This window comes from Nonomuraea sp. NPDC003727 (assembly GCF_053586935.1).
The window spans coordinates 28910-46070 of record NZ_JBSFNE010000029.1 but is presented as its reverse complement, the minus strand read 5'-3'; the positions used below and the strand labels follow the sequence as shown (position 1 = coordinate 46070).

Below are 17161 nucleotides of genomic sequence, written 5' to 3'. Positions count from 1 at the left end.
TGACGACCGCCCCAGTAAGGGCTACTCCTGCGGCCCGAAAATCTCCTCGACGAACAGCGTTGTGGGCAGGTCGGTCAACGCCTGAATCCGCACCTAACCCAGTGCCGGCGGGTGCTCGGCTGGACGGCGTCCCCAGGCCGAGATCAGCGGCGCGAGTGTCAGGTCGAGTTCGCCCGCGTGGATGGCGGCCAAGTGCGCGTCGATCTCGACGTCGTCGGCCAGGCCGGCCGCGAGCAGCTCGCCGCGCACGTGCCGGATGGTCGCCGCCTCCAGCCGGTCGCAGGCCAGCCCGCCGACCGGGAAAGAGCCCGCCGCGGCGACATCTACCAAGCCGGCCTCACGCAATGCCCGCGGCAGTGTCCGGCCGTAGCGCAGGTCCGCGCCGCGGCGCGTCAGCAGCTCCCGGACCGCGTCGCGCAGCCGGTTGGCCCGCCGCTGCGCCGGGCCGCTGTCGTCCAGGCATGCCAGTGGCTGCAGAGCGGTATCGGCGTCCTCGACCAGCAGCCAGCCGCCGGGCCGCAGCGCCGCCGCCATCGTCGCCAACGCCCGAGCCCGGTCGGGTACATGGACCAGCACAAGCCGGGCGTGCACTAGATCGAACGTCCCCAGCTCCGGGGGCGGATCAGCGGCGACGTCGTGCCGGCGCACCTCGTACCCGCCGCCTGCCTTCAGCCACGACGGGTCGATGTCCGTGGCCAGCACGTGCCCGGTCGGACCGACGGCCGCCGCGAGCGCCTCCGGGATACTGCGGCCACCGGCCCCCACCTCCCAACAGCGCGAGCCAACCCTGACCCCCAGTCGATCGAAGTGCCCCAGCGTCACATCGTCGAACAGCTCGGCCAGCCAAACGAACCGCTCGCCCGCCTCGGCGCGCGCGTTGTCCAGCAGGTATCCGCGGGCGGGAGCGGGCTCTCCACCGAGCGCGGTAGTCCCGCCTATCGGATCCGGTCGGCCACCGACGTGCGGCGGGCGGGGCGAGGAGGTCATCACTTCATGGTCACCTCCTCAGACCACCAGCGCCACGACGACGGGAGAGGGATATCTCACACATCCAGCGAACCCCGCATGTCCTACTGCACGGTTCTGCACCGTGACGCGCCGGAAGGGGTACATGTATTCGGCCCCCACAGTCAGCGCACCAGGCGCGGGACAGCGCGCTGACCGGAGTGTCGGCTACGGCCGGTTCGACCTCGTACCAGACGCCTTCGATCACGACGTAAAGTCGGTGGATCCAGCAGATGCACGTCCCCGTTCATGACGGGTGGTACCTCTTCTCCAGTTCGGGATCCGGGGCGCGCCACTCGCAGGGCTTGGCGCCGGTGGCGACGTCGCGGTGCTGTTACGCGACGCGCACATCGGTCGATGGGCCTGAGCGTTGTTTTTTCGCCGGAAGCTACGGGTGGCCCCGTAGGCGGGTTGGCCGACGTAGGCCAGGAGCGATGGCGACAGCCTGGCGGGGTCTGCGGCGAGCTGGTCGGCGGTGTCGAGGCTGATGGATAGATGTTGGCTAGCAGCGGGGAGATGACCCCTCCCTGCGGAGTCCCGGTGAGAATCTCCGCAGGCCACCGTGGAGTTCGACAACCCCGGCGCACAGGAACGCGCTGACCAGCCGCATAACCTTGCGGTCCTTGAGCCGTTCGCCCACCAGATCCATCAGGACATGATGATCGACGTTGTCGAAGCAAGCCTTGATGTCGCCCTCGATGGCCCACTCGTAGGCGCCCGGCTTGCAGGTGAAATGGCGAATCTCGGCGATGGCATCCTGAGCCCGACGTCCAGGCCGATACCCAAACGAAGCTGGGTAGAAATCGACCTCGAAGATCGGCTCCAGGATCAGCTTGAGCGCCATCTGCACCACCCGATCGCGCAGCGTCGGGATCCCCAGATAGCGGACAGCGCCGTTCTTCTTGGGAATCACCGCCTGCTGACCGGCAGCGCTCGGAACGTCCCATCCTTGAGCAAGGACCGCAGGTCCTCCAGAAACGGGATCACTCCGAGGCGTTCCTCGACGTAGTAACGCGTCACCGCGTCCACGCCCGCTGTCCTGGCACCCCGATTGCCAGCCACCCGCTCCCAGGCCACCAACAGCGTGGCCCGGTCATAGATCAAGTTGAATACATCATCGAACCGGCGTGCCGGTTCTTCCCATGCCCATCGGTGCAGCTTCAGCTGATGATCGAGTACCCGCCGCTGGCCACCTCTTCCGGCCATTCATGCGGCGGCGCGTCGTTATTCAACAACGTTCCTTCCCGACAGCAGTGCTGCTGCCATCGCGCTGTCGCCCTTCCCCATGCACACGGCTTTCCCGTCCTCGGAGTACTACGGCGACTCCGCCACGACCCGACATCATCAGCGGACGTCGCGCCTTTTCCGGACTATTCAGCTGCGCGCGGGCGCGAGGCCTCGGGGCCAGCGCCCCTGAAGGGGGCCATGCCCGAGGACCTACTGACGGCCTTGTTCCAGCCTCACCCGAGGTCAGTCACTTGTAGGCGTGACCGAGCCGTCACAGGGGCCGGCGGCCGCGTTGAAGCAGTCCGGGGTGCAGGTTGTGCTGTGCGCTGACGGCACGTTCCTGAGCAAGCAGCGCATCACGCAACGCATCGTGGAGCTGGGGATCGACGCGGTGTCGGTGTCGCTGGATTCGGCCGACGCCGTTTACGACGACACCTGGCCTCCCCCGCCGAACAAGTGCGACGGCTGGCAGCGCGTCGTCGACGGCGTGCGCACTGCTGGCCGCGCGCGGTCCCGCCTCAGGGCCGCGGGTGGGCCTGTACACCGTGGTCACCCGTCTGAACCTGCCGGACATCGTCGCCATCCCTCGCCTTGCGGCTGAGCTCGGCTGCGACTACGCCGTGCCGCAGCCCGTCTCCCTCGATGACGACCCTGTCGCAAAGCATCGGATGAGTCCGGCGAACAGCCGCTTCCCGACATCGGCCAACCGGAAAGGTCGATGCATCTGCGGACACAGCCGGTCTGTCCTTCGCGGCCAACCTTTCGATCTTGTTCGGTCATCTTCCGATGCTTGCCCGGCCCGCAGCGGCCGCAGCAGCCGGGTTCGACGTCGCCGAGATGTGGTGGCCGTGGAACACTCCCGTGCCCAACGACTCCGAACTGGACGCCCTGTGCGCTGCCCTTGCTGATGCCGGTGTGCGGCTCGCGGCCCTGAATTTCGACGCCGGGGACATACGATCGGGGGACTGCGGCCTGCTGTCCAGCCCCTCGCGAGCCCGCCGCTTGCGCGACAACATCGATGTCGCCGTCGGCCTGGCCCAGGCCACCAGATGTCCGATCCTCAACGCCCTGTACGGCGACCGCGAGGACGCAATCCCCCAGGAGTCACAGGACGAGGTCGCGATGGAATGCCTGACACAGGCCGCACAGACCGCGCACGCCGCAGGCGCCTTGGACGTTGTCGGCGCGGGGGCCGGCGTTCACGCGTCACCTCCGGCGCCCAGCGGCTGTGCCGTCCGGCCGGAGGTCCGGCCCGCCGCGGGCAGGGCGACACCGATCATGGTGTCAATCTCGGCGAGTTGTTCCTCGGTCTGCTTTTCGGTGCCCTCGGGGCGCATCGGCCCGCGACCATACCGCCACCGGTCCGCGCGATCGCCGCGGCGAGGTGACCGGCGGCACGTCGGCGGGTAGCAGACGATGATGAGAGCGCCGACGTCTCCTCGCGTCGCCTACCCGGTGATGTACCACCACTGGTCGACGATGACCTTCCTGCACTGGCGGTACCCGCCCGCCGTAGTCCGGCCCCTGGTGCCCGACGGGCTGACGGTCGAGACCTTCGACGGCGCGGCGTGGGTCGGGCTGACCCCGTTCCTCATGGAGGGGGTGCGGACGCCGGGACTGCCCGCGCTGCCGTGGCTGTCGCGCTTTCCCGAGACGAACCTGCGCACCTACGTCCGTGACGAGCGGGGCCGCGGCGGGATCTGGTTCCTGTCGCTGGATGCGGGACGGCTTCCCGCCGTCCTTGGCGGCCGGGCCGGCTACGGCCTGCCGTACTTCTGGTCGGACATGTCCGTCCGCGCCGACGAGGCGCGCGTGCGGTACCGGTGTCGCCGCCAGTGGCCCGAGCCGAGCGGGGCGCGCTGCGACGTGGACGTGGCGCCGGGCACGGAGCTGGCCGAGCACGAGCGCGACGCGCTCGCCCACTTCCTGACCGCCCGGTTCCGGCTGTTCACCCTGATCGCGAACCGGGTGGCCGCGGCCGAGGTCGAGCATCCGCCGTGGCCGCTGCGCAGTGCCCACGTGGTGCGCCTGGAGCAGGATCTCGTCGAGGCGGCGGGGCTGCCCGCGCCGGACCACTCGCCCCTCGTGCACGCCTCGCCCGGGGTACCGGTGCGGGTGGGGATGTGGGGCTGGTGAACCACCGATTCTTCACTGTGTGACCTGTATCGCATACTTTGTCGGGTAATTTCGGCCAATCTTCCACTCAGTACATTTTTTCCGCTCCTGTTGTCCGGCCTGGCCCGGGACCGGCCCCCGGAGCTGCCCTACCGTCGTAGCCCCGAGACGAGGAGGCGGCACCGGTGAACTGGCACATCCATGACTACCGCGAGGACGATCTCGCGGCCGTGGTCCACCTGATCGACACCACGGCCGGGCTCGGCCAGGAGTCGGTGTTCTCCCTCGCCGAATGCATCGGGGCGCTGACGTCGCGGCAGCCCGCCGTCGTGGCCGTCCACCGCGGCGTGCCCGTCGGCGCGGCGCTCTCCCACGTGGCGGGCGAGCGGGCCTGGGTGATGCGGATCGCGATCGCCTCCGCCTGGCGTGGGCGCGGCCTGGCCAGCGCGCTGCTGCGGGAGCTGGAGCGGCGGCTGGTCGACGCGCGGGTCCGGCGCATCGCCTACGTCCTGCCGGAGGAGGAGCTGATCGGCGAGGGGCTGGTCAACGCCGGCTACACCCGGCGCCCCGCGGTGGCCTACTTCGAGAAGGCCGAGCCGGCCGGCGGCCTCGGCGCCCACTGGCTGGCCGAGCTCGGCGGCCGCTTCCTGCCGAGGGACCTGTGGGACAAGGTGGCCGGCATGGAGGTGGAGAAGGACCTGATCGAGCGGCGCGTCGTGCTGCCGCTGGCCGAACCCGAGCGGGCCGCCAGGCATGGCGTGCGCCCGCCCAGGGCGATCGCCCTGTTCGGCCCGCCCGGGACCGGCAAGACGACCTTCGCCCGCGCGATCGCCTCCCGGCTCGGCTGGCCGTTCGTGGAGCTGCTGCCGTCCCGGTTGGCCGGCGACGGCAACCTGGCCGAGGCGCTGCGCACCGCCTTCGCGCGGATCGCCGAACTGGAGCGGGTGCTGGTCTTCATCGACGAGGTCGAGGAGATCGCCGCGGTGCGCGCCGAGCGCCCGGAGGCCGGCAGCCACGGCATCACCAACGAACTGCTCAAGCTGATCCCCGGCTTCAGGGAGCGTGACGAGCGGCTGCTGGTCTGCGCCACCAACTCCATCCGGTCGCTGGACCCGGCGTTCCTGCGGCCAGGCCGTTTCGACTACGTGGTGCCGATCGGCACGCCCGACGCGGCCGCCCGCTCGGCCATCTGGACGCGGTACTCCGACGGGCGGCCCAACGTGGATCTGGACAGGCTGGTCGCGGCGAGCGAGCTGTTCACCCCGGCCGACATCGAGCACGCCGCCAGGACCGCGGCACAGGCCGCCTTCGAGCGGGACCTCGCCGGCGCCGCGCAGTCGGCGGACCTGCCCGCGGGCGCGGGTACGGCCGACTACCTGGCGGCGATCGGCCAGTGCAGGCCCACCGTCACCGCCGAGATGATCGAGGAGTTCGGCGCCGACATCACCACCCACGCCAGGCTCTGAACGGCGGGCGCCACCCGATCGCCACCGAATCGCCACTCTGGGCGGACCGTGGCCGGAGGAAGGGTTAGCGCAAAGGCGCCCCTGGTGAGAACAGCTCCGCCGCGGCCGTCCCTGATCCGGGGTCGCCGCGCCCGCGGAAGGAGATCACTCATGCGCGCCGTCACCTACGACGCCTACGCCGCCGACAACTCGCGGCTCAGGGCCGGCGAGATCCCCGATCCCAAGCTGGGGCCGGGCGAGGTGCTCATCGAGGTGCGCGCGGCCGGGGTCAACCCGGTGGACTGGAAGGTCATGGCCGGTCTGCTGGACGGGATGATGCAGACGATCTTCCCGGTCGTGCCGGGCTGGGACGTCGCCGGGGTGGTGCGCGCGGTCGGCCCCGACACGCCGGAGTTCGCGCCCGGCGACCACGTCATGGCCTATGCCCGCAAGAGCGTCGTGCAGGCCGGGACGTTCGCCGAGCTGGTCACGATGCCGGCCCCCGGGGTCGCGCGCAAGCCGTCCGCGCTCGACTGGAACCAGGCCGGAGGGCTGCCGCTGGCGGGGATGACCGCGCAGCGGACCCTTGACCGGCTGGAGGTCGGTCCCGGCGACGTCCTGCTGGTGCACGGGGCGGCGGGCGGCGTCGGCGGTCTCGGCGTGCAGATCGCCCGCGACCGGGGCGCCCGCGTCATCGGCACCGCCTCCGAGGCCAACCACGGCTACCTGCGCGAGCTGGGCGCCGAACCGGTGACCTACGGGGAGGGCCTGGCCGGGCGGGTCCGCGAGCTGGCCCCGGACGGTGTGACGGCGGTGGCCGACTTCGCCGGCGGCCAGCTCGAGGCGACCCTCGCCGTGCTGGCCGAGGGCGGCCGGCACGCGTCGATCGCCGACAACACCGTGGAGCGGCACGGCGGCCACTGGATCTGGGTCCGGCCGGACGGCGCCAAGCTGGCCGGGCTGGCCGAGCTGGCCGACCGGGGCGCGCTGACGGTCGAGGTGGCGCAGACCTTCCCGCTGGAGCAGGCCGGCGCCGCCTTCGACGTCAGCCGGAGCGGCCACGGCCGCGGCAAGCTGGTGATCACACCGTGACCCGCCCGGCCGCCGGGTTCCGGACGGCCGGGCGGATCAGGGGCGATCTACCGGAGTCCGGCGCCGGCCACGATGTCGGCGACCGTCGGGTCGTCGCCGAACGCCCCACCCTCCAGGGTGGTGTTGGCCGCGAGGATCACGCCCTCCGGGGGCCGGCCGGGGTCGGCGTCCCAGACGTTGCCGATGAAGGCCACGTGCTCCAGCGGCGGTGACACCTCCAGCACCACCGGCTTGTCGGCCCTGTGGACGACGTTGCCCTGGACGGTGACCCAGGTGGCGCCGTAGTCGGTGTAGAGGCCGAAGTTGTAGGGCGTGATCGTGTCGCGGACGACGTTGCCGCGGACCAGCGCGCCGGTGGCGTACGAGCCGCCCTGCCTGCCCGAGATGTAGATGCCGCCGCCGTCGGCCAGCACCTGCATGGTGTCGTGCACCAGGTTGTGCACCAGCTGGGCGCCGCTGCCCTCGTAGACGACGATGCCGTTGTGCGGCACGTCGTTGATCTGGTTGTGCGCCACGACGGTGTCGGTGGTGCCGGACACCAGCATGGCCGGCGAGCCGCTGTAGTCGCGGCCGGTGTGGTGGATGTGGGTGTTCTCCACCCGGTGGCGGCGGGCCCCCGCGCCGATCACCACGCCGCCGCCCGACACGTCGTCGACCACGCTGTCGCGCAGCACGTTGTCCTCGCCGTCGCCGCGGAACTCCAGCGCGACCCCGCCCAGCCGGGTGAACCGGCAGCCTTCGAGCGTGACCCGCGAGCAGCTTTCGAAGATCACGTTGCCGGGCATGACGGCGCTCTCTCCGGGGATGGTCACCTGCGCCTGGCCGTCGGCGAAGGTGACCGTCTGGAGCGGGCCGCCGTCGTGGTAGCCGTTGCCGTGGTAGTGCAGGAACCCTTCGGGGGCGCTCGGGCGCAACCATGTCGCCTCCGCGAAGGTGATGCCGCGGAAGGCGACGTCGCGTACGTCGCGGGCGTGCACCAAAGTTTCCAGCACCGGCGCGACCACCTCGTCAAGCCGCTCGCCGGGCCGCGGCAGGTAGTGCAGGACGCCGTCGGCCAGCGCGAAGGCGCCCTCGGTCAGGAAGGCGGGGCTGTTCTCGGCCGAGGTGGGGTTGTCGGCGCCGTTGGACTCCCCGGCGCCGGGGCCGTCCCAGGAGATGACCGAGTGGTAGAGCCGTACGGCCCAGCCGAAGGCCGGTTGCGCCATGGTGACGGCGCTCGACCGCTCGTCCCCGGTGATCCCGGCCACCTGGCAGCGGGCCTCGGACCAGGGGTAGACGCCCCGGTAGACGAACTCCACCTGGCCCGGCCACGACTGCGGCCGCGGGTCGCCGGTGACGTAGCCGGTCTCGGTCCTGGTCAGGCCGTGGTCGAGGGCGATGGCCGCCCGCGCGGCGCGGCGCCCCGAGACGTAGAGCTGGCGGGTGGCCAGGCGGGGGACGTCGGCCGTGACGGCTCCGTTCGCGTCCTCGCGCCAGCCGGTGATCCGCCGGCCGCCGCTGATCACCACCGTCTCCTGGGCCGAGGTGCCGTAGCCGTAGGCCTGGTAGACCACGCCAGAGTCGGCGGCCGACAGCCGCAACGGTTCGGCGAGGCGGTAGGTTCCGGCTCTGAGAGTGATCACAGTGCCTGGGGAGGCCGCCGCGCGGGCTCGCTCGAGCGTGGCGAACGGGTGCTCGAGCGTGCCGGGGCCTGAGTCGTCGCCCGACGGATCGACGAAGAACATGACAGTGCTCCTCTCCGGTAATGTGTACAGCATATACACGGGAGAGATCATGACAGATCCGGAACGCAGCACCGAACTGCTGTGGGGCGCCAGGAGCCGGCTCAGCCTGGAGCGCATCGTGCGCGCCGCGGTCGAGCTGGCCGACGCCGAGGGGCTGGCAGCGGTGTCGATGCGCAGGGTCGCCGAAAGCCTCGGCTTCACCACCATGTCGCTCTATCGTCACGTGCCCGGCAAGGGCGAGCTGGTCGACCTCATGCGGGACGAGGTGATGGGCGAGCAGGACGCCGCCGACCCCGATCCCGACCAGGGCTGGCGGGCGGAACTGGAGTCCTGGGCGCGCGGCATGCTGGCGCTCTACCGGCGGCACCCCTGGCTGCTGGAGTCGACCGGAGCGCGCCACGTGCCAGGGCCGAACGCGCTGGCCGGCTTCGAGCGGGCACTGGCCACGGTGGTGCGCACCGGCCTTGCGCCCGCGCAGGTGGTGGCGGCGGTGACCCTCGTCGGCGGGTTCGTCGAGAGCGCCGCCCGGCAGGTGGCGGCGGCCGAGCAGGCCGAGCGGCGCACCGGGGTCAGCGAGGAGGACTGGTGGGGGCAGCGCGACAGCCTCTTCCAGCACCTGGACCGGTATCCGACGCTGAGCCGGATCTATCTGGCGGGCGGGTACAACGAGCCGCTGGACCTGTTCGAGTTCGGCCTGGAGCGGGTGCTCGACGGCATCGAGACTTTGGTGCGTTACGAAATTCGTGATGAAAGTCGGTGCTCGGTGTGCGGCCGGGCCGTGGAGGGCGCCACCAGGGGCAGGCCGCGGGCATACTGCTCGCCGGCCTGCCGGCAGCGCGCCTACCGAACCCGCCAGGGCTGATCGCGGTGGGGCTCAACCCCGACGGCACGCTGGACGCCTTCCCACCCCTGCGCGGGTAAGGGGACGCGCCATCCGCCCGGTCACCTGCGGTGGCGGCTTCGACCGCGCGTCCCGTCACTACCCATCACCTTCGGCCACCTGACGTCGATCAGCTGACCTGCGGCCACAGGCTCGGCGGCGCCGGGGCGGCACGACGGCCGTGCGGCGGGCGGCCCGGTAGCCGTCGCCCTTGACGGTCAGGGCGGCGGGTTACTCGCGGAGCATGAACGTGTGGTGCCATCGCCTTGCCGGATCAGGCCACGTTCCTGAGGAGCGTCGAGACAGCCCGATCCGGAGCTTCACGCGCTCCCCTTCAGGTCCAGGACGGGGGCGAACGGGTCGTCGAAACGGTCCCACTGCCCGGCTCCCGGCAGGGCGTCGCCCTGGTCGATCAGGCAGGAGTCGAGCAGGGCGTGCAGGCGGTGCCGGTCGAGATCGGGGCCGGTGAAGACCAGGTGCTGGACCCGGTCGCCGATGACGGGGTTCCAGTCCAGGGCGGCGGCCGTACGGCGGGCCGGCGCGGCCAGCTCCCAGGCGGCCTCGGGCAGCGCGGCCAGCCAGGGCCCGGCGTCCTCCACGGAGACCACTCCGGCCACGGCGTCCCAGGCCAGCATCCGTTCGTGCCGGTTGGCCAGCCAGAACCGCCCGCGGGAGCGGACCGAGGTGGTGACCAGCTCGTCCATGGCCTCGAACAGGCGGCCCGGATGCAGCGGGCGCAGGCGGCGCCAGACGACCGTGGTGATCTCGCCGGTCCGCGCGTCGCCGGGCAGCTGGGCGGTGGCCGGATCGACGCGCTCGGCCAGCTCGTGCACGCACAGGGGGGAACCGGTGGCGTCGGGATCGACGGCGATCGGGGTGTGCGGTGCCAGATGGGCCAGGACGGCGGTCGAGAGCTCGACGTCCTCGTCGTCACCGCCGTGCAGGGACAGGGCGGTGGCGTATTCGATCTGCCGGGCCAGCACCTCCGCGAGATAGCGCTGGTCGCCGGCGGCGGCCTGGTGGCCGGAGGCGGTCAGGCGGTCGCCTCGGCAGATGTCCACGGGCATGCACTCCGCGTCCAGCGCCGTCAGGACACAGGTCAGGCGGAGCAGGTCGGCCGCCTCCCCGCCGGCCAGCGCCTCGGCCACCGAGCGCGGCTCCACCGAGTCCCACAGGTCGACCACCAGCAGGGGTGCGGTCGTGGCGTGCCGTACGAGCTCGGGGAGCAGGTCCTCGCGGACGGCGCAGGTGACGCAGCCGTGAGCCAGGCGCACCTCCGTCCGATCCAGGACGCCGGAGCTGTCGCGGACCACGCGCTCGACCCGGCCGGCGGCGAGGTCGCGCAGGTCGTGATGGATCGCGATGGCTCCGGGATGCCGGCGGAGCAGCCGCTCGACCGCGGCGGCCCGGGCGCCGCCGTACAGGCCCGCGACGAGGACGACGGGGGTGGGCACAGGACCTCCTGAGTGCAGAATGAAAATGGTTGTCGTTATCATGGCACACGCCGTCAACCCCGAAAGGACTGAGGATGGCCAGAAACGAGCTACGCCCGGTGATCAAACTGCGCTCCACCGCGGGCACCGGCTACACGTACGTGACCACCAAGAACCGGCGTAACGACCCTGACCGGCTGACGTTGCGCAAGTACGACCCGACCGTCCGCCGGCACGTCGAGTTCCGGGAGGAGCGATGAGAAAGGGCATCCACCCCGTCCGCACCGGCCGCAACCGGGTTCTCGACACGACCGGCCAGGTCGAGCGCTTCCGGCAGCGCTACGGGAGGACCTCGTGATCTGCCAGCTCACCGGAGTCAGGCCGGCCTTCGGCAACAACGTCTCCCACTCCCATCGGCGCACCCGGCGCCGCTGGAACCCCAACGTCCAGCGGCGGCGCTACTGGCTGCCGAGCGAGAACCGCCATGTCCGGCTCACGCTCAGCGCCCGCGCCATCAAGACGGTGGACAAGATCGGCATCGAACGCGCCGTGGCCCGCATCAGGGCCCGGGGAGAGAAGGTCTGATGGCCAAGAAGAGCAAGATCGCCGCCAACGAGCGCAGGAAGGAGATCGTCGCCCGCTTCGCCGTACGGCGGGCCGAGCTGAAGGAGGTGATCCGCACCGGCACGCCGCAGGAACGGGCCGCGGCCGTGCGAGAGCTGAACCGGCAGCCCCGCGACGCCAGCCGTACCCGCGTCCGCAACCGCGACGCCGTCGACGGCCGGCCGCGGGGACATCTGACCAGGTTCGGGCTGTCCCGGGTGCGCTTCCGCGAGATGGCGCACCGGGGCGAGCTGCCCGGCGTCACGAAGGCGAGCTGGTAGGCATGGCCGTTCCCAAGCGGAAGACCTCGCGCGCCAACACCCGGCACCGGCGGTCGCAGTGGAAGGCGAGCGCGCCCGACCTGGTGCCGATCGTCGTGAACGGCAGGCAGGTGCTGGTCCCCCGCCGGCTCGTCCGCGCCTACCAGCGCGGCCTCCGCACCATCCGATGAGCTGATCGACGGTGGCCCGGTGAACGCGACCGGGCCACCATCGCCGCCGCATGGGCGCCGCCCACCCACCTTGGACGCGGTCGCCGGTAAAGACGCAACCTGGTCGAACGGTGTTTCACCAAGCTAAGCAGTGGCGAGCCGTCACCACCCGCTTCGACAAGCTCGCCGGCCGCTACCTCGCAGGCGTCGCCATCGCCTCGATCGTGCTCTGGCTTGGCCACACCGAATCATCAGACGGGTCTTAGCGCAGCCACCGCAGAGCTGCGTCGGCGCAGTCCTCGGGGCTGCTGTTGAAGGCGATGGCCGCGTCGGGCGCGTGCTGCCGGACCAGGTTGACCACCTTCTCGAAGAATTCGAGCAACGGCTCGTGCTTGCGGATGCCGCCCCCGATCACCGCGCAGACGTAGTCTTCGCGGGTCAGCGCGTCCACGATCGCTTCTTCGGGGTTCTCGTCGAGTGCCACCAGGCACCAGTCGGCCTCGATACCATGATCGTCGAAACGGGCCTGACCGCGTGCTATCGCCGCCTGGACCGGCTCCGGGTCCCAGCCCTGGATCTTGGCCGGGTCGAGACCGACCACCAGTACTCGTGCCGCTGTCACGGGTCCTCCTCGCAGAACATCTCTCCGCCGGCGCGATGGTTGACGGTGGTGCCCGGGTCCATCGGCATTGTCGATCGCCTCTGGAGGGCGCCACGTTATCCCGATCTTGCCACGCGCGCTTCTTGATGTGCTCTCGTCAGAGTGACAGGACGTTGCGTTAAGGCCCGTAGCGTTCAGGAACCTCTCGCCACGACGCGCCGGTCCGCAGCCTCCCACAAGATCCCGTTGATGACCTCGCGGTGATCGCGCCAGGACGTCCCCTGCCGGTCGGGTGGCGGGCCGGCGTCATGGCCGGGCCGGCGGGCGGCGGGCGCCCCCCCTGCCGGCCTTGCCCAGGACATACTCCGGTGCTCCCGGCGCGGAAGTGGGCTATGGTCGGCCTCATGGCGACCTTCTGGCGCACTCGCGGTTCGACCGCCTTCATGGCGGCGGTCGGCCTGCTTCTGCTTGCCTTGGGCCTGGTCGCCGTCACTCCCACCTGGGCCGGCGGCATCCACCATCGCGCCGCCTTCGCCATGGAAGTCGTGACGCCGGGGGCCGAGGTGTCGACGCTGTCGACGCTGCCAACGGCCGCGGTCAGAGGCACCGAACACCTGCCGCGCCTGTGGCCGGCCGGGAACCGGACGCAATCCGTTCCCGAGACGCCGGGTCTGACCTGGCCCGCCTCCGGCTCCGCGGCCATCTGCGACCCCCAGCAGTCCGGGCATCGCACCGCGGGATCGCGTAGCCCGCCGCTGGCCTAGAGCCTCTCCTTTCTCTTCACGCGTCGTGTCCCGCGACGCTCTGCTCAGAGCGTGGCGGGACACGACGCGATGTCGCCATGCCGCGCGTCCCCGACGCGACGTTGCCATGTCGCCCATCTCTCCCATGTCGCATGTCGCATGCCGCTGTCGCATGCCGCTGTGCCGCGCCCGGGATGCGGGCAGGCGTGTCCGTTTGCCGGTGGTTCGGCGCCGTTTGGCCGCGGTTCGGCGCCGCGCCTCATGGGCCGCCGCCGCGCACCCGCGGCCTGGGCCCGTGGCGTCGGCGACCTGACCGCATGGGCGATGCCGCGCGCCCCGAGAGCAGCGCCTGCGGCATCCGCGATCTGACCGACGGCGTCAGCGCCGTCCCCTCGACCCGTACAAGGAAGCACTCATGACTCACGACAACGAATCCGTCCTGCTCAGCGACGTCCAGGTCCAGGCCATCACCGAGGACCTGCGGGAGCAGCTGATGTGGCGCACGTCGCGGCTGGACGAGCTCAGGGTCCTGGCCGAGAACATCGACAAGGGCGACGGCTCCCTGCAGGGCGTGCTCGCCGATCTGGCCGCGACCGAGCGGAGCATCGCCGAGATCCAGCTGTGCCTGGAGCGGGTGTCCGGCCGGTCCTACGGGCAGTGCGCCGACTGCGGCACGGCCATCCCGTTCGAGCGGCTGAAGATCCGGCCGCTGACGCGGCACTGCGTGGCCTGCCGCCGGCGGCACGAGACCCGCTGACCGGCCATGCCCGGCAACCACGGGGCTCCGGCGACCAAGGGCCTGGTGACCCAGGTGACCAAGCGGGCCAGGTGACATGACCACACGGGCCATGTGACCACACGGGCCACGTGACCACACGGGCCCGACAAACCGGACCCGATGACGGCCAAACGGGTCCGGTGAGGACCGATGCGGGCCAAGGTGCCTGGTGAGGACCGACGACGACCAAGGGGTCCGGTGAGGACTGAAGCGGGTCCGGTGACCCCGCTGGTCCGAAACCGGCCTGGGGACCAAACAGGTCCGGTGACCGAGCAGGCCCGGTGGCCCAGCGGATTCGGTGACCGGGCGGGCTCGGTGACGGCCGCCCGTCAACGTGGCGGCCGTCACCGGGGCCGACACCGCGGCCGTCACCGCGGTCGCCACTCGCACGTCGTCCGAACCGCCGTGGCCGTCACCGTGGCCGTCACCGCGGCCGTCGCCCGGACCGCCGTGGCCGTCACTGTGGCCGCCCAGAGCACCTCGACGGCCGGCCAGACCACGTCGCTAGCCAGTCAGAGCACCTGGACGCCGGTCAGACAGACCACGTCGACGGCCGATCAGACCACGTCGACGGGCGGTCAGAGCACCCCCACGGGCGGTCAGAGCACTTCGATGCCGATCAGGCAGGTGTCGTCGTCGGTGTCGGAGTTGCTGTGCGTGAGGAGCCGGTCGAGGCTGTGCTCCAGGGTGGTGCTCAGCTGCTCCAACGTGGCGAGCAGGTGTTCCTGCGAGCGTTCCAGGGTGACGTCGCGCCGTTCGATCAGGCCGTCGGTGTACATGAACAGGGTGTCGTCGCGCTCCAGCTGGACGACTCCCTCGTCGTAGTCGGCCTCCGAGATCACGCCGAGCATCAGCCCGTTGATCAACGGCAGCTCGGCCGCCCCGCCGTCGCGTACCAGCACCGGCGGCAGGTGGCCGGCCCTGGCCCAGCGGAGCACGCGGGTCTCCGGGTCGTACAGGCCGCAGATGGCCGTCGCGGTGACGCGTTCGGTCAGGTGGTGGGTGACCAGGTTGAGCCAGCCCATGAGCTGCGCCGGGCCAGCTCCGGTGGTGGCCAGGCCGCGCAGCGCGTTGCGCAGGACGACCATGCCGGTGGCCGCCTCGATGCCGTGCCCGGCGACGTCGCCCACCGACAGCAGGACCTTCTTCGACGGCAGCACGACCGCGTCGTACCAGTCGCCGCCGACCAGGTGGCCTTCCTCGGCGGGCCGGTAGCGGACGGCGATGTTCAGGCCGAACGCCTCCACCGGCCCCTGGGCCGGCGGCATGATGGCGTGCTGGAGCTGCAGCGTGAGCCGGTTGCGTTCGGCCGCCTGCTGCTCGGAGTGGGCCAGCTGGTCGCGGGTGGCGGCCAGCGCGACCTCGGTCCAGTGCTGGGCGGAGATGTCCTGGTAGGCCCCCCGTACGGCCAGCAGCCGGTCGTCGGCGTCGAAGACGGGTTCGGCGACGACGCGGATGTGCCGGGTGCTGCCGTCGGGACGCTGGAGCCTGAAGGTGGTGGAGGCGGGCCGCCGGTGGTGGAGCACGGTGCGCAGGAAGCGGCCGATGGCATCGGCGTCGTCCGGGTGGGCGTGCTCGCGCAGGTGCTCCAGCGGGATCGGCCGCTCGCCCGGCTCCAGTCCGTGCAGCTCGTGGAGCTGGCTGTTCCAGGTGATCTCGCCGGTCTGGGCGTCCTCCTCGAACCCGCCGATCCGGCCGAGCCGCTGGGCGTGCTGCAGCAGGCTGGCCAGGCGCAGCGACTCGTCCCGCATCCGCCAGATCAGCAGCACGCAGTCGCCGTGCCGGGTGATGCTCACGCCGGCCACGCTGGTCAGCGGCACGTGCTCGATCAGCGCGGTGAGCGTCATCCGCTCGGTGCGGAAGGCCTCGCCGGTGGCGTGCACGTGCTCGATCTTCTCGAACAGGCCGTGTTCCTCGGCCGCCGTCGGGTAGGCCTCCAGCAGCAGGGCCCCGGCGACCACGGTGCGGGGCCGGCCCGCGGGGTCGGCGAAGCGCGGGTTGGCGTGGTGGATGCGGAAGTCGGTCAGCAGCCCGCCGGCGTCCAGTTCGGGGCGCAGCACGAGGGCCGGGTCGGCGAGCGCGTCGGCCAGTTCGACCAGTTCGGCCAGGTCGGGCGCCGGCGCGGGCGTGGCCGCGCGGTCTTCCAGGGTGCGCGCGCACAGCTCGGCCAGGGCCTCCACCTGGCGGTGGATCGGTGCCGGCTGCCGTTGCAGCGGCTGCGGCCAGCTGATCTCCAGGACGCCGAGGATGCGGCCGCCGGTGCCGGCGGGCACGACGACGCGGCCGGCCGGCACGGCCTGGCGGTGGCCGATGGACGGCAGGCCCGACTCGCCGAGGTCGGCGAACCACACCGTGCGCCGTTCCATGAGCGCGCGCCGGGCGGGCGTGGCCACGCCGGGTGGCACGTAGCGCCACCTCCTGGCCTCCTCCACGCTGTGCCCGGCGAAGCCCACCAGGGTCAGCGAGGCGTCGGCGCCGGCCGACCACAGCACGACCGCGGTGGCGCCCAGCGGCGTCAGCGCGTGTTCCAGCAGGGACTCGGCCACCATCTGGCTGTCGGCGGCGCCCAGCATGCCGCTTTCGGCCTCGCGCAGCTGCACCGCGACCGAGCCGCCGCCGTCACCGCCGCCGTCACCGTCACCGCCGCCGTCACCGTCACCGCCGCCGCTGCCGACACCGCCGCCGCCACCGCCACCGCCACCGCCGTCATCATCTTCGCCGCCGTCGCCGCCGTCGAGCCGCGGCCGCTCGACGAGCAGCTCGCGCGCGACCTGCGTCAGCCGGTCCTGCGCGGCCTGGTTGATGAGGTCGGCGGCCAGCTCCAGCTGGGACAGTCCGGCCTGCTCGGCGAGCGTCGCGAGCTGCAGGGCCGCCTCGGTGGGGCCGCAGTGCAGCCGCTCGACCAGGATGCCCTTGGCCAGCTCGATCAGCGCCCGGCCCTCGGCCGCGTGCTGGGCGCGCGCGATCTCGTCGCGCAGCCGCTCGATCGTGGCGGCCAGCCTGCCGACGGTGCCGGCGTGGCGCGGGGTCGGCTCATCGGGCCTGGTAGGGGTCGGCACGCTCTGCTCTGCTCCTTCCACGGGGA

20 protein-coding genes are annotated in these 17161 nt (G+C 71.7%); 13 read left to right on the top strand and 7 right to left on the bottom strand.

The features are described 5' to 3' along the window. Positions 1-93: 93 nt before the first annotated feature. The 3 genes from ACWDLG_RS41215 to ACWDLG_RS41205 form a co-directional block, all read right to left on the bottom strand. Entirely contained in the window at positions 94-987 is an 894-nt protein-coding gene (locus tag ACWDLG_RS41215; RefSeq protein ID WP_449930496.1) for a methyltransferase domain-containing protein, read from the bottom strand. A gap of 520 nt (positions 988-1507) precedes the next feature. Then, complete coding sequence (locus tag ACWDLG_RS41210) at positions 1508-1918, bottom strand: reverse transcriptase domain-containing protein (protein WP_449930494.1); 411 nt, start codon at positions 1916-1918, stop codon at positions 1508-1510. Next, positions 1915-2109, bottom strand: a complete 195-nt coding sequence (locus tag ACWDLG_RS41205; protein ID WP_449930492.1) for a hypothetical protein — start codon at positions 2107-2109, stop codon at positions 1915-1917. Before ACWDLG_RS41205 ends, ACWDLG_RS41210 begins: the two co-directional genes overlap by 4 nt. 430 nt (positions 2110-2539) lie before the next feature. On the opposite strand from ACWDLG_RS41205, the gene ACWDLG_RS41200 reads away from it, so the two are divergent. From ACWDLG_RS41200 to ACWDLG_RS41180, 5 genes are all read left to right on the top strand, one after another. Further along, a complete protein-coding gene (locus tag ACWDLG_RS41200) occupies positions 2540-2833 on the top strand; it encodes a hypothetical protein (RefSeq protein WP_449930490.1) in 294 nt (97 codons plus the stop codon). A 167-nt stretch (positions 2834-3000) separates the two neighbouring features. Beyond that, on the top strand, positions 3001-3642 hold the full coding sequence (locus ACWDLG_RS41195) for a TIM barrel protein (RefSeq protein ID WP_449930488.1): 642 nt from the start codon (positions 3001-3003) through the stop codon (positions 3640-3642). 6 nt (positions 3643-3648) lie between these two features. Next, a complete protein-coding gene (locus tag ACWDLG_RS41190; protein WP_449930486.1) occupies positions 3649-4368 on the top strand; it encodes a YqjF family protein in 720 nt (239 codons plus the stop codon). 164 nt (positions 4369-4532) lie between these two features. Further along, positions 4533-5813: an ATP-binding protein gene (locus tag ACWDLG_RS41185; RefSeq protein WP_449930484.1), complete on the top strand. Its 1281-nt coding sequence runs from the start codon at positions 4533-4535 to the stop codon at positions 5811-5813. A 150-nt stretch (positions 5814-5963) separates the two neighbouring features. Further along, positions 5964-6884, top strand: a complete 921-nt coding sequence (locus ACWDLG_RS41180) for an NADP-dependent oxidoreductase (RefSeq protein WP_449930482.1) — start codon at positions 5964-5966, stop codon at positions 6882-6884. A 47-nt stretch (positions 6885-6931) separates the two neighbouring features. Here the strand turns inward: ACWDLG_RS41180 and ACWDLG_RS41175 are convergent, their stop codons facing one another. Next, entirely contained in the window at positions 6932-8608 is a 1677-nt protein-coding gene (locus ACWDLG_RS41175; RefSeq protein ID WP_449930480.1) for a right-handed parallel beta-helix repeat-containing protein, read from the bottom strand. 49 nt (positions 8609-8657) lie between these two features. Between ACWDLG_RS41175 and ACWDLG_RS41170 the strand changes: the two genes are divergently transcribed. Then, entirely contained in the window at positions 8658-9470 is an 813-nt protein-coding gene (locus ACWDLG_RS41170) for a TetR/AcrR family transcriptional regulator (protein ID WP_449930478.1), read from the top strand. Between the two features lie 338 nt (positions 9471-9808). On the opposite strand, the gene ACWDLG_RS41165 is transcribed toward ACWDLG_RS41170, so the two are convergent. Further along, on the bottom strand, positions 9809-10942 hold the full coding sequence (locus tag ACWDLG_RS41165) for a GTP-binding protein (protein ID WP_449930476.1): 1134 nt from the start codon (positions 10940-10942) through the stop codon (positions 9809-9811). 74 nt (positions 10943-11016) lie between these two features. Between ACWDLG_RS41165 and rpmG the strand changes: the two genes are divergently transcribed. From rpmG to rpmF, 5 genes are read left to right on the top strand one after another with little or no spacing between them, the layout of a single operon-like run. Continuing rightward, positions 11017-11181 (top strand): 50S ribosomal protein L33, encoded by a 165-nt coding sequence (gene rpmG, locus ACWDLG_RS41160; protein WP_449930474.1) that lies wholly within the window; start codon positions 11017-11019, stop codon positions 11179-11181. Further along, positions 11178-11279, top strand: coding sequence for a 50S ribosomal protein L31 (locus ACWDLG_RS41155; protein ID WP_449930472.1), 102 nt, complete (start codon positions 11178-11180; stop codon positions 11277-11279). Before rpmG ends, ACWDLG_RS41155 begins: the two co-directional genes overlap by 4 nt. Beyond that, positions 11276-11506: a 50S ribosomal protein L28 gene (gene rpmB / locus ACWDLG_RS41150; RefSeq protein WP_449930470.1), complete on the top strand. Its 231-nt coding sequence runs from the start codon at positions 11276-11278 to the stop codon at positions 11504-11506. Before ACWDLG_RS41155 ends, rpmB begins: the two co-directional genes overlap by 4 nt. Beyond that, positions 11506-11805: a 30S ribosomal protein S14 gene (gene rpsN, locus ACWDLG_RS41145; RefSeq protein WP_449930468.1), complete on the top strand. Its 300-nt coding sequence runs from the start codon at positions 11506-11508 to the stop codon at positions 11803-11805. The genes rpmB and rpsN overlap by 1 nt, the downstream gene beginning before the upstream one ends. Positions 11806-11807: 2 nt before the next feature. Next, a complete protein-coding gene (rpmF, locus tag ACWDLG_RS41140; protein WP_449930466.1) occupies positions 11808-11975 on the top strand; it encodes a 50S ribosomal protein L32 in 168 nt (55 codons plus the stop codon). Between the two features lie 241 nt (positions 11976-12216). Here rpmF and ACWDLG_RS41135 read toward each other — a convergent pair whose 3' ends face one another. Continuing rightward, positions 12217-12576 (bottom strand): hypothetical protein, encoded by a 360-nt coding sequence (locus ACWDLG_RS41135; protein ID WP_449930464.1) that lies wholly within the window; start codon positions 12574-12576, stop codon positions 12217-12219. 383 nt (positions 12577-12959) lie between these two features. On the opposite strand from ACWDLG_RS41135, the gene ACWDLG_RS41130 reads away from it, so the two are divergent. Then, a complete protein-coding gene (locus ACWDLG_RS41130) occupies positions 12960-13319 on the top strand; it encodes a hypothetical protein (protein WP_449930462.1) in 360 nt (119 codons plus the stop codon). Positions 13320-13713: 394 nt separating this feature from the next. Beyond that, a complete protein-coding gene (locus tag ACWDLG_RS41125) occupies positions 13714-14055 on the top strand; it encodes a TraR/DksA family transcriptional regulator (protein WP_449930460.1) in 342 nt (113 codons plus the stop codon). Between the two features lie 620 nt (positions 14056-14675). On the opposite strand, the gene ACWDLG_RS41120 is transcribed toward ACWDLG_RS41125, so the two are convergent. Further along, positions 14676-17135 (bottom strand): SpoIIE family protein phosphatase, encoded by a 2460-nt coding sequence (locus ACWDLG_RS41120; protein ID WP_449930458.1) that lies wholly within the window; start codon positions 17133-17135, stop codon positions 14676-14678. Positions 17136-17161 lie beyond the last annotated feature (26 nt).